At 36.9% G+C, this 14,782-nt stretch carries 2 protein-coding genes; both read right to left on the reverse strand.

What is annotated here, in order from left to right; translation table 11 throughout:
• Positions 1–8: 8 nt before the first annotated feature.
• A complete protein-coding gene (locus tag ACFX4N_RS23830) occupies positions 9–7,343 on the reverse strand; it encodes a nuclease (protein WP_377262765.1) in 7,335 nt (2,444 codons plus the stop codon).
• Between the two features lie 65 nt (positions 7,344–7,408).
• Positions 7,409–14,779, reverse strand: a complete 7,371-nt coding sequence (locus tag ACFX4N_RS23835; protein WP_377262768.1) for a hypothetical protein — start codon at positions 14,777–14,779, stop codon at positions 7,409–7,411.
• Positions 14,780–14,782 lie beyond the last annotated feature (3 nt).

The raw sequence follows: 14,782 nt of genomic DNA on the forward strand, positions 1-14,782 counted from the left end.
CCCCTCTCCTATTTAGTGGATGTCGCGAGTTTATTTAGTTCTTGCTCTTTTTCTTTGTCAGCATATTCTCCACCTGTACCAGTTATAGCATTAGCTATTTCAAATAGCGCTTTACCAAAAGTACCCTCTACATCATCACCATCATCCTGTCCAAATGTAGCACCGAACAATCGGTCATAACGTCCTGGATTATCACCATAGACCATACCAGCATGATTGTTAATACCCGCTGTTAACTCTTGACCTCTATAGGATAGAGGAATACAGGTAACGCACTGAAGATTTTCTTTGAATCGTCGATAATGTTCGAAAATCATTTCACTTCCAATCCACAAAGCGGAGTTCACAATAAGACCAACAGGGGTAACACTTGCAGCCCCTTTTGCGATAGTAGCTAAGCTCTTACCTATTTTCACTACATCACCTGTCCCACGTACCATTTGCACATGTTTTAAAGCCGAAAATAGTACTGCTTTTCTGCCGATATCTTTAGTTGCTGTTAATCCTGCTTTAGCATTTAGCTTAGGAATCGAACCGTGTGCTGATTCTAATTGCTTCTCTAATTGCTGATATAAAGCCGCTGTATCTTTATCACCAGCAGCAATGATTTTATCCATTGTTTTGATAGCATCCTCAAAGTGTTTACTACCATCACTCGCTAAACTTATTTGATGTCGCAAACCTTTGGTTGATGACCATTTCGCTACATTTGAAGGAATTCCATTAGCTTTTGTAGTCCAGTTAATTAAGTTGCGAGTTCCTTTAACAGCTAAGGATTTCATAATAGCAGTTGTAGCAAGAGAAGAGGCAAAGCTATAATACCACTTACCAATTTCTAAAATAACTTGATCATCATTCACTATTAGTAAGTCTGGTTCAATTGATGTAACAAAACCTGTTTCTAGACTGAAATGGTGAGTAACTGATTTAACTAGTGCATTCCCTTGAAGATCAACAATATTATCTCCAATATACATCATATCGTGAGGCTTAACAGTTGGATCACCCATAACAAGTATATTACCTTTGTACATATCTTTTAAGTTATCTCGAAGAGCTGAGTTCCCATAGTAAGTTGCCATAACTTCCGATGTATAATAATCACCAAATGTAGCAACAATATCTGCTTCGATTACACGAGTTTTTTGTTTGTCATAACGGATATCTGCATCAGCGTAAAGCACTGGAGTTTGTTTTCCGTCATAGTTAACAATGACGTTTGTATAGATATTTTCTTCACTTGCTTTAATGTTATTAGAAATAATATCGTAAGCAGAAGTGTAAAACTTATGTTGCATATATGGACGTCTTGCTTCACGTTCAAGATGTCGTGACCATGTTTTATTTATTGCATCAAATTCATACCGAGAATCATACTGGAAAGCTGCTCGCCAATAAGGTTTTCCGAAGAATAATGTGGAGCGTAGCTCAAAAGGATGTACAGCCGCAATATAATCGGGAGAGGTATAAGCAATCATCTGAATAATATCCCAAACGGTATTATTATAAAATTTCACTACGACATTCTTTTCATCACCGGGGTTAGCGAGTTTGAATTTATTCTCCCATAACCTTGACCAGCTAAAGTCGTGGAAAATATCATTACGCTCTCCATTTGGTTGAAGCCATTGTGAAAAAGTAGGTGAACCATTTGAGGAATAAATATTTTGTGCAATTTCTCCATAGTCATCATTGAACCACCATATGTTTCCTAGCGGTTTACTTGCAGTGGCATCGTTATCTTCTGTATTCCAAGGTTGACCAAAGTGCATAATGCCTAGAGGATTATTTCTAAATAACTGACCATCTGTGGCACCATTCAAAACATCTTTAAACCAACTACCTTTTGAACTCAAAAGACTACAAATTAAATCCCGTGGTTCTTCAACAGTCTTAAACCATGTTTTATTTGTATCATCAGGGTCACCAGAAATAACGTTCCCAAGCTCTACTCCATCACCTTGAGCTACTATTTCAATCAAGTCGCCAATTTCAAGTTCAGTAATCGTACCATTGAAAACGACTGGTAAAGTATTAGCTGTTGCCCCATACCCCATACGAAGATGGATTCGAGCACCTGTTTCAAGGTTGATGTTCTTATGGATCTCATTTTCTTTTTTATCAATCAAATCTTGAGGGATCTCATTCCAAACGAGATTATCCCACCATTTCAATTCATGGTCTATATAATCAACGTCTGTACGACGAGTGGTTAAGTTTGAATACACATTAGTCATAGAAATAACAGCGGTGTCAGCAGCAATTTTACGTGAACGGTACACATCAATGCTTTGAAGAGCATTATACCCATACATATTGTCCCAGAATTTATACTTACCAATATAGGCTCCCTCATGAACAATAAACATTTGGAACCCAGGGAAAGCACGTACCATACGTCCACGTTGGTCATGGTAGCGTAAGTCATGAAACATTTCTTGGTAGATAGTACGAGGATCGACATCGTTGTAAAGACGAGTATCTATTGCTTGTTGAGAAGCTTCGGCTGTATCATCTACATTTTTGATTGAGAGATAAAGTTTTGCACCTTTTTCATAGATATCTTTTGAATATGCATACCCATTTTTATCTTTCTTGTCGCCCGCTAAAACATCTGTAGTATTATCAACGACTGAAGAACCTAGTTTAAAAGCAGGGACAAAGCTAGCAATTTTAGCGGCACCATCAACCACCTTCTCAACTTTGCTATCGGTATTAGCTAAATTGTAAAGCATTTTTAAGTGATCTTGGTAAACAGAAAAAAGATTCTCTTTTGTAAAGCTTTTCTGTTCAAGATACTTCTTCATAGCTTTTCGAATGTTTTTCTTATCAGATTCAACAGTAAGACCAGCATCTTTAAGGACAGATAGTTTGTAGTAGTCAAGATCTAGCAAGCTAGTTACATAATCCGTTTTGTCTCCGTAACCAATTGACTTCTCTTCCTCTTTTGACAAGCCAGCAAATTCTCTATAAATTTCTTTATTGAAACCACTAGGCGTATTAAAAGGTTTAGTTGCGTAGTTATTAAATCGATTCATGATACTATTTGCATAGTCACTAGCAGTTATGTTTGCAGAAGTTAGGATTTTATTTTTTTCATCTGGTTTTTCATAAAGCGCAAACATAGCATCCCAAGGACGACACCATACCTCAAAGTTTGTACAGTCCTTCTTCAAGGCTGTAAATGCCTTGTAATGAGTGGCTAATTGTTTTACTGCTACATCAAGATTGTAACGCCAATTGTAAATAAGGCGTTTCGCTTCATCTAGTTTGAAATCTTGACCAGAGATATCTACCTGAGCTAAACCTGCTCGTCCTATTCGACTAACCATTGGGTTTTTACCCTTGTAATGTTGCCATCCACTCATCTTGTCTAAGAAAGCTTTCATTAGAGTCATAAAGCGTTCCTTTGTGATTTTATAGTCTGTTTTACCAAAGTCAGAATCCTTAATTGCGTCAGATTCCTTCGCAGATGGATACGTTATTTTTTTGTCTTTGGTTAACGTATTTACCTTTTTCATATCTCCTGTTCCAAGCTTGCGAAGTTGTAAAGGAAAATTCATAATATAAAATTCGTTAGGTGGCGCATATGAAACCTTTTTCTTAGACTTATCAGCACTTTTTAAGTCACCTCTACACTCCTCAATAAACTTAGGTGCAGAATAATACTTTTTAAAGTATTTATCTACAAGCTTATCAAGTTCTTTATAGATAGCTGCTTCACTAGGATTTGGTTTAGAAGAATACGTATCATAGTCATATTCACTGCTTGGAAATAACTTATTCCATTCTTTTTCTGTTGGGAACTTATAATAATTAGGGGAATTATCCGTTTCGCTAGTTAGAAAAGATTTTATATCATTGTTGCTTACTTTTAGGTCGCCACCTTTATCGGAGACGATTGTTCCTGCTGATGTATCGGTAGCTTGAGCTGATGAATCGTCTTGACCATCTTGCCATTTAAAAACCCATCCTAAAGGCTGAACACCATCTTCTTTCTCTAAAGCTTTAAGCTTCTCCCAATCGGCATCAGTTGTATCAAAAAGCTTTTCCATGTCCCCACTACTCGTATAAGCACCAACACCTGTTGCATCATACATATTTACACGATGGTCATTTTGATAGCTCTCTTCAATTAATTTTCGCATTGTACTTACAGTAGAGATATAAAAGTCTGGATCAACATAAGTACCGCCTGTTTGATTTACATATTCATCAATATCTCCTGCATCTAAATCTGGGAGAATAGCATTAAGCTCATCATAGGTAGGAAGTTCAAGGTCTGGATATACCTCCAACTTAGAAAGTCTTGCTTCAAGCATACGGTCATTTGCAAAAGCACCTTTATTTTCTTCTAATAATTCAGAGTCCATTTGCTTGCTATTACCCGGCAAGCCCCTTAATTCTTCGCGCTGACGTTGTGTTTTGTCAAAACCAATCGCTTTAATCATTAACTGATATCTACCAGGGAATCCAGGGACAGTGTTGATTGCAATATTTTCAATCATAATATAACGAAGACTAAATAATTGAGCTAAATCGTTTTGAACCCCTATGAACCCGTTTGTAATTCCTTGATTATACGTTTTGGCGTAATAGTCAGAAAGGGTAATCAGTTTGTTAAAATCCTTGGCCGCTTCTTCATCTACTTCTAGAATTAAGTCTAGGTAAGGATCTCCACCGCCCATATATTGTAGAGTAGCAGCTTCACCAGCTTGAACATGCGCTACGCTAAATTCATTCGAAAAACGTACATTTAAAGAAACAGGAACTACTGTACCACTGATTGGATAGTTCTTCATTGGCACTCCTGATTCACTAGCATCAATGATAGCTACAGTTGCATTAAAATCTTCTTCATAATCATCAATAGCGTCTTCCATATCTTTTGCACTGCCTTCAACATCCTTCAATGCTTTAACAACATCTGAAGTAGCCGGAAGGAAGAAACGCTTTTTATCCGAATCATAGTATTTCTTAAATGATTTTTCTAACTTTGCCTGATTATCTGGATCAGATAATTTATCAACTACAAAGAGCCCTTTCTTTTGGGTTCCCTTGTAAGGTTCCTTAGTATAATCAACAGGAGGTTCTGAGAAGAACGCACTGGAAAGACCTTCGAACCAATTTATATCGAATCGCAAAGGATAGAACACATGACTTTCGTAAGGAATAAAAATGTTCCTTCTTGAAGCAAGGTTTTCATCTTTGTATTTCCCATCATAAATAGAAGTGTAAAGTTCTACGCCTTCTTTAGTTGCGTTTTCTGCTGTTTCTTTTTTGATTTTATACGTTTGTTGTAATTGATCTGCAACTAGATTGGTATGAAGCGTACTTACATCATCGATAATGGTGTACTCTTTAATGTTCGACTCACTATAAAGCTCGTATTGGTCTAGGATTTCCGCAACCACACTTTTATCTTCTTTCTTTGCTTTATAAGATACATTTTCTTTCAGTTTGATTTTCATCTCTTCTGGAGAATCAACCGATTTAATTTTCTGGATAGCATTTTTACGTAAAGCTAGATATTCTTCATCTGCAATTGTAAAACTGATATCGCTACTAATTGGACCTTCTATCGCTTTAAAATAACGGTATTTTTCATCACGACTAGACATTGCTTGATTATAAAACCAGCGCATCATTGGATAGTTAATCGCATTACCTAATGAATCATGATCCATAAGATATGCCTCGCTGTTGAATTCAACAAGTGTAATTCTAACTGTAAGCGACTCTGGAAAGTTTGGAACAGTTGTGACTTCTATATCCATTAATGCTACATCTCGAATTCCTATCACATCATTAATGTAGTAGTTATCAATCGGAACAAATGGTGTTTTCGTGAATTGAGCAAGAAGAGGTCTAAGTCCATCAACAAAGAAATTCCCTTGTTTCCACGGAAGCTTTGTTCCATTAATTGATTCTAAGTCATGAAAGTATAAGTCCATAGCGAGAGTTGTTAATGTTTGTCCACGGTTAACAAGGACAGAAGATTTTGTTCGTAGAGTTTTTATTTTGGAGATGTTAGAAGTCTTATTCACCTCAATAGAAGTAGGAGGTATTGTGAGGATTACATCGCCAATTCGAACCTTTGAATGTTTTTTTATGTCTTCAGTTGTTTTTATTCCTTTTGTAAAAACCGAAAGACGGTCATCGTATGGCTCAAAAAAGTCTAAGTTATTTGGAGCTGGTCCAGTACTTGTGTCAAAATTTATCGTATCTTGATTGATATTTTCTGAATAAGGCATTGAATCTTGACTTATACCAGTGTCAGCAGATAAATAATCTTTTAGGTTTTCAGCTGTAAGTTGACCGCTTGGATCAAAGGTTTTAAGTCCTAATTCCGATACCCAATCAAATGGATTTAACACCGTATCTCCTTCAACAGCAAAGTGAGCCGAGAACATACCCAATGGGATATGAGGGAATTTCTTCGAATAGGTTGTTAATAATGACTTTGGTACATGAACGAATTTATTTCCTTTACTGACTTTTTCCATTGCAATATCAGCATTCTTTTCACTAGTTGCATAGACATCAGAAATGTATCTTCCATAGCCGGCATCCAATAGCGGATCTGCCCCGTCTTTTTCGCGATCAAAATCCAAGATAACAAGCGGTTTATTAGATTCTGAATAACCTAATGTTTTCATGTTAAACTTATATCCTTCGTCAGCAATCTCGTACATATCTTCCATTGTCACACCAAAATCTTTACCAGTCGCTGTGTTTTCGCCATCCTTGTATGCATTTGGTTCATCTGCATGTTTTTCAGGTGTATCAACACCATTATAGCGAATAGCTACTTGAGCATTTTTGCCGAAACGAGATTCTAGAAAGTCTGACATTCTAAGTAAAGTTACATCAATAGTATCACCGTCTCGTACATTCTCCACACGACCAACAGCAATGTACTGTAAAGCAGTAGAAGCTATACTCCCTTTAACTGTGTTAAGGATGCTGAATGTATTAGCAGTTTCTTTTTGTAACTTCACAGCCAAAGGATTTCCAAGCACCTCTTTCCCGTAATAAAAACGGGCATTTTGGATTAAGCGAAGTGCATTATGATTACAATCCACATACACAATTTGTTCTCTTATCTTAGTGATATCCATTTCCCTGTTTTCAGTTTGCGAGTGAAAACTAACATCAACAGGATAACGAGACACTTTCTTTTCTACTTCTGCAAGAAATGAACTGAATCTCGGACTCATAGCTACATTTCCTTTTTCACCTACATTAAAAAATGTATAGTTGTCATTTAAGTACATACCAACGCGCCAAGGAGTGTTTTCACTTACCCTTGCTAGAGAGGTAATTAATATTTTCTCTTTCATGTGTTCACCTCTTTTTTCTTATAAAAAGAAGAGAGCCAACAAAATGTTAACTCTCTTTTTGTCTATTAATATGCATAACCCTTATCCATCACATTTGCAACAGCACCCTCTACCCACTTACCATCAATTTTTTGAGAGTTGTCTGTAACCATAACATTCGTGTTCATGTTGACATTAGACATACTCATTACTTCATTGTTGAGCATAGCGGCTAAATCGTTAAGATTCATGCGCTGAGCGGCTTTTGCATTAACGGAAATATTAATGTATTCCCCGTTCTGTTTTGGCGTTACACGGGCTGTAGGTGCTCCTAAGACCTCTGGATTAACAGGAGCCATCTCTTGTAATCCTTCTGGTTCAGGTGCTTTCTTCATTAAAGCATTGGTTGCCCATAAAGCACCGAAGCTTAAAGCCCCTACCATTCCCATACTTGCTGCACTTTTACCAAACGTATGCTTAGCAGTAGTTGCAAGCTCTTCAAAAGAATCATCTATTTGATCGCGAATTGTACGATGCATCGGAATAGCATTGTTACCTAGTATTTTAGGTTCTACTGGTTGATTACTATTCATGATTTCAAGTGAACTAGATGCATCTTCTAATCGTCCGTTGATATTAGCAGTTCTTCGTTCATGAACTCGTTGAACAGTCTTTTCAAAGAACTCTTGGTGTCTAGCCATTTGTTCATTGCCATATTCCTTAGCAATTTTACTGATTTCACCAACAGCATCCCCACCTGGAATATGTTCACCCGTTTTCACCATGTTGGAGAAGTTATGGAATCCAATACCTTGAGAAGCAGCTACAAGTAAGCTAGATTCTCTATACCCCTTCATACCCATTTCTGAATAGGTTTCTTCCGCTTCACCTAAGATAGATAAAGACTTCTTAACAAATTCAAGGTTAGAACCTTGATATACTTCACCTTTTCCTATTTCTAAAAACGGTTTGTTCTTAAATAAACCTCGATCCACTAAGTCGGCAGCCGCTGTGTCATAATCTAGTTTATTGCTAGGATTGTTGATTTTATCAATCATCCCATACAAGTCACTCATTACATCTTCAGCAGTTGCAGTTGAACCTTCTACTTTTTTAGCAGAAATGGATTTCTGAGAATACTCACGGAGAAATTCATCCACCATAGCTGTCTCACGAACATAGTCTTGCTTGGTATACTTTGTTGCGTCCTCGGCTTGATTGAATAACTTGTACTTTGTTTCTGCCATTGTCATGAATGCAGCGGACATTCTCATACGAGTATTATCTACACTACCAATTGTTGTAGAAGTAGCACGGGCTAATATAGATTTCTCATGTTCAGCATTAGCTAATTCACCTATGCCATTTTTGTTAGTACCCCAACTAGCATACATTCCATCACTTTTAACAGCTTCTCTTAGTGCTTCTTGTGCTTCAGTCCCATGCATATTACCAAGAGTAAGTTTTTTAGTAATATCATCTTCTCCAGAAAAGAAACGTTTAGAAGCGGAGATAACATCCTCATGATCTTCTGTTAGGTTTGAAGCTTTTGCTAAGTTTTGACGGAAGCCTTTTTCAACGTCATTCATAATAACGTCAGCTGCTAGTTCGTTTTTAGCCTTATCAAATTCATGTAATTTTGAAATATCATTTAGAATAGCACTTCGACGCTTATCATCATCTACACCATAATGACTAAGGAAAACAGCCAAGTTATCTCCATCGAAATCCCCTGAGATACGTTCAGCCATACCACGAAGGCCAACTACCTGTCCTTCTCCAACAGCATCATCAATCTTCACTTTAAGGGCCTGAGTTGTTCCAACATCAATAGATGGATAACGAATAGTAGTTGAAAACGTATCATTATCATTCCAGTTTTTCATTACCCAATCAGTTGTAGCACGTTTTCTAAAGGCTTCATCACTTTCTTTTTTACCTTGTTTTAAGCCAAGTTCTTTTGTATCGATGTCTGCTGGATCTACACCCCAAGACGTTGCGATGTTTTCAGCCTTATCACCAATTAAGTTACGAACATCTTTAGAGTTCATATAGATTTCGCCTTCTTTGGCAATACCATTATTGGCCCATTTGTCGCCTTTTTTCTCGTATGCTAAAACAGGGTTAACGCCACCAAATTGGTACTGAGAAGACATTTCCAACCTTCTAGACATGATACGAGCCATGCCCTCTTTAGAAGTAGAGTCTCCTAATGTTTTAACAAGGTTAGATACCTCTCGATTAATTTCCTTTTCAAGACCATTACGACGGTTTGCAACTTGTTCTACATCTAACTTATCAGTGACAAAAAGGTTGTTATATTCCTCTGTCTTACGGGCAATGCTTGCATAGTGCCCTTTCAAAGTATCAAGAAACTCTGTTTTCTCTTTAAAGTTCACATCACCCGGTAGCTTCATAGAGTCGGTGTCGAGAAGAGGAATATATTGATTAGCTGCAAATTCCGGAAGTTTTAGATAAGCAGTTCCTTTATTCTCCATTAGATATTTTTGAAGCTTTTCACCTTTACCGCCAGCTTCAAGATTAACCTCTGCTGCACCTGCATTAATAATGGTTTTATTGTAATCACCGACTGTAAATGTCTGATTGTGGCCTACTTTCTCCGGAATCGGCTGGAAAGAATCTTTACTTACGTGAAGTACTCCATCTTTCATTTGAGCATTCACATCAGTCATTACACCCATACCATCAGAAGTGTAGTCAATAACTGCATCACCAGTTTTTGGAGTCCAACCATTTTCATAGTTTCCAATCGCATTTACCATTTCTTTAAACACCTTTTGTTGTGCTTTGATTTCCGGTGCAGTTTCTGAACCAAATACAGTATCTCTCATAAATTGAGCATGAGCTGAAGTTTGTCCTGGAGCATAAAAACCTGAACGAGTATAAGAACGGTCTAACATATCAATCTCTTTGACAGTGATTTTACCGCGATCTTTACCACCTTGACGATCCCATACATCATGTGACATTGTAATGTCTGCAAATACTTCTCGATCAAGACCTAGTTCAGCCTTCCACTTCTCAGATAGTTTCTCACGACCTTCCTTAGCGAGCTTAGTCTGTCCATCTAAACCAAAGTCAGAAGCAACAGTACGTTGACCATTTTTGTTCGTTGTTTTAATTCCCACCATATGTTCAACATCTTGATAAAAAGCAGATAATGCTTCTTCTTCTGAATTAAAGTTATTAATTTTCTTTGTAGCTGTACCGCTAAATTGTTGTCTAATTTGAGTATCATAACCACGAATTAATGCAGGTAAATCAGTAGCACCTTTCTTTTCTCCAAGGTGAGAAATGACTTGTTCAATTCCATCAACGCCATATAGGTCACTCATGATTTCTCCTAGCATTGGTGTCATTGTGGCACGGAATCCACCTTCTGTTACAGCTTTAAAACCATGACCTGTTTTACGTTCCCTTCCTAAAACAAGTGATCTACTAGAAATATCATCCGCATTAAATCCTAAAATATGAACCTTGTCACCTTTACGGAAACGTTTATCATCTTCAATCGTAGATTCGATACCTTTATTCCAGTACTTGCCGAGTGTTAAGACATTTTTATCATTCATCATGTCAGAAACGTTAATACTTAATGGTTTATCAAAGGTGATCCCTTTTTCTTTCCAAGCGCCATTTTCTAGACCTTGTTTTTCAGCTTGTTCATCAATAGCTTTTTCAATCGTATTATTGAATTTAACGTTGTCCGCTATCATATTAATACGAACTTCATCCATTCCGTCAAAGGCTTTCATTAGTTTATTGTCCATAAAAGCAAGACCTTCGCTAGTTGAAAGCATCCCCATATCTAATGCTTTTTTCATTTGACGAGCTTCTTTTGGAGAAATTTCATTTTTACGTTGAGCCTTATCAATAAGCGTCTTGTACTCAGCTATTTTCTCTTTATCTTTAAGTTTCAGGGCAATTTCTTCATCCGTCATATAACCTGTTTGTAAGGTTAAACCACGTACCTCATTTGCTTTTTCTAACACATCAAAGGCCGCAGAAGAAATAAAACTGTTTTTTGTACGATACGATTGGTTCTTGCCCGCTTTACTTAATACCTTTTCAGCATTGTCTTTATCAACAGCACGATAGTTAACTGTTTTATGAGGGTTCTCTACAGCATCAGAATAAAAATTACCGAGTGCCATATACGTTCGGGCATCCGTTCGGGCAGTACCCAAGTATCCTTTTGAAGCAGAGCGGTTATTAATACCAAACATGCTACCTTTTAAGCCTCCAGGCATATTGCTAGCGTATTCGGATAGACCACCGCTAATCGCATAACCTTGCGCCCTATTCCCCATTGCCTCGAAGAAAGAAACACCCTTTTCTTTTGCAGTATCAGCAATTGCATCAGCAGTTGTATATAAACCTAGACGCTTATGATTTTCGCGGTACCATGCTTCTGAATAGCCTGTTAAATCCCATTTACTTGAACGTATTTCTCCACCAATAGCATTCTTCAATTCAAACATTTCTTTATCATCGTAATTAAGTTTACGGTTTGCATCTGTAGGTACTGGATCTACCTGTTTTCCTACTCGATAACGTAAACCTTGTCGGATTTGTACAAATTGATTTCTTTTCCCCTGACCTTCAGCAAGCTCATTAATTTCTTTTGCTTTCCCTGCATAGTCAAGAATCATATTAAGTGCATCCGTTACAGTTGTACTATGATAAGCACCCTTTTTGCTACTAACACCAGAACGAATAACAGCTGCTTTTCGGTTGTTACCATATCGAACTTTATGGTCTTCATCAAAATGAGGAAGCTCAATAGCTGCCACCCTAGCATTACTCACAAGTTCTTCATACGTTTTGATTTGATTAATGTCTATACCACTCTTCTTATCCGCTAATACAAGGAGAGGATTTCCACCATCCATGAAACGAATTTGAGTGTTGAAGTCGTTACTATAAGCAGACATAATCTTTCCAACTAAACTTTCATATTTAGCAGCCATGTTACTTGCTGCTTCAATGTTTTCAGTATTATTCATACCATGAGCACTAAAGTTTTTATCAAATAATTCTTTGATGTACTTATCTTGTTCTTGTAGGAATTGTTTTAATTGAGGATTAGATGAAATGGCTTCTTTTGCTTTTGAATATGATTGTGCATGTTTAACACTGTCATCTACAACATCTGGCAAAATCTCTTTCATTTTATCAATTGCCTTACTTCTAGCAGGAGTAATCCCATTCGTGATTTCACGAGTAAAGCTACTCCTACCTTTTAATTCCACATGATCACGAACAAGGTTAGCCATACTTGTTAAAGCTGTTTCAACTTTATTTCCGGCGTATACTTCTCTTTTCATACCTTCTACAATAGAGTGAACTTTTTTAGTTTCATCACTTTCTTTATCAAAACTAAAATTTCGGATAACAGATTTACCTAGTTCTTCAATACGTGCAATCTTGTAAGATTTTTCAGGGTCTCCTACTCGATCACCTCTTTTTGAACCACGAATATATCCACGGAAAGAGTTTTTAATTTGCTCTGTATTTTTGGCGTTGAAAAGTGTTTCGTCACCTTTCGTAAATTCGAAGTTAAAAAACTTATTTCCTTCTGCAGTTACCTTTGCTTTATTATCACCAAGTTCATCAAACTTGCCTTTAATATGACGCAAAGCAATAGATTTTTGATTATCATCTAATCGTGATTGGATAAGTTGTTCAGAAACACTATCCCATACTGGCTTTTCTGCTTTTAAACGTTCTACCATATGAGGGAATTTAATTGCTAACTCCTCTGTTCCTCCATAATCTGTTACATGTTTAGTCCAGTTAAAGTCCTTAGCTTGTTCATTAGCACTGTTTAAATGGCGGTAGAATTCTTTCATTTTGCTCCAACCATTACTATCAAACATTCTTTCATATTCACGAAAGGCCGAATCATGTTCAACTTTTACTTTACGAAGTTGTTGTGTAATCGTATCGCCTTTATCTATTTTGATAAAAGAGCTATGGATTTGTTGAGCTAACTCCTCTTGTGTCTCAGACATAAGTAAGATACTTTTCCCGTCTATATCCTTAGAATTTAAACGAACACCGTAACCCTGTTTATCTGTTCCTGGCAATGGTACCTTATGAAGAAATTCACCTATTGTAAAGCTTTCATTAGCAGGCAAAGAAGTATTGAGATTAGACCATCGAGGCTCTATCTTTCCATCTTTTTGTGCTGTTCCAACTAAGTTATATTTGTGTTTTTCTTTATCAAAGAAACCACTTTGGAAAGAGAAAAGTTCTTGTCCTTGCTCTAAGATACTTGTCTTTAAAGAAGTAGGTGTTAATGCATACTCAGCAGGAGATTTTTTAGCATCTTCAATGAAAGAGTTAATTTGGTTGTAGGTAAATCCAGCAATATCAATATTAGCTTGGATATCGTCTGCAGCTAAGTGATATAAGAATGTAGGAAGCTGACCTTTTGGAACCTCTTTACCTGTTTTAATTGCTTTTTTACCTAGTAGAGCTTGGTGAATATGTTCTTGTCGCAAACTAGCACCAGTTAAAGAATAAGGATCTTTAGCAGTAGCAGAATAACCGTGGTAAAAATCAAGTGAGGTTTTGGAAGCGGAAGTGAAGAAGTCTTTCATATCCTTATTTTTAATTGAACCTAAAATAGCAGGCAAATCATAATGATGAATGTTGTAACCACCAAGCTTTGCATTGTTTGTTTTTAGATCATGTTGAAAAATAGATAAAGCATCTTCTAGTTTAGTCCCCTTGTTAAAAAGGTTGTTTAATCCTGCTTCAATTTCTTTCACCGTATTTCGTGTTAACGCTGTTCCGGCTGCAGGAGTTCGCGCATGACCGATAAGAGATGTATAAGCTTTACCATTAAGTGTAGCGCTTTTAAATTTGTCTGCATCAGCATACTTAGCTAAATCCAATAAAGTACGATGCATATCCTGTGATACAGCCATCATTGGGTTTCTCTTCAACTGGTTAATTTGAGTTTTTAAACGTTCATACTCATGCTTTCCTGGAGCTACAGCCATTGAGACGATTTGACCTTTGTTTCGAGCAAATTGATCTCCTGTGAATTGTGTACCACCAAAAGAAAGCTCTGTGATTGCAAACAAATCCAGTCCTTTTGTTGTTCTTAAGTGTTCAGGAGTACCAATTGCTTCAATATCAAAAAAATGAATATTTTCTTTAGCTTTTAACTTCATAAACGGATCGAGAGCTTGTTGGGCATTCACATTAAAACTATTAGGTGTACGAGCAGATTCCCAAACCCCAATCGATTTAATACGATTCCCTTCTAGTAACGAGTTATATGTTTGAGCAAGCGCTTCTTGTCTTTTAACTGCTTGATCTTTTTCTTGCTTATTTAGTCCACTTATAGCGCCCGAACCATCAGCTGTTATGTAAACAGGTGTTAGTTCTCTGTTTTTTAGAGGTACGCGTTTAATTTCATCCATAGA

Source organism: Priestia sp. YIM B13551, assembly GCF_042787905.1.
Classification (GTDB): domain Bacteria; phylum Bacillota; class Bacilli; order Bacillales; family Bacillaceae_H; genus Priestia.

Coding starts and splice junctions, on each gene's coding strand:
- ACFX4N_RS23835 (WP_377262768.1), bottom strand. CDS start 14,779: ATGGATGAAATTAAACGCGTACCTCTAAAAAACAGAGAACTAACACCT.
- ACFX4N_RS23830 (WP_377262765.1), bottom strand. CDS start 7,343: ATGAAAGAGAAAATATTAATTACCTCTCTAGCAAGGGTAAGTGAAAAC.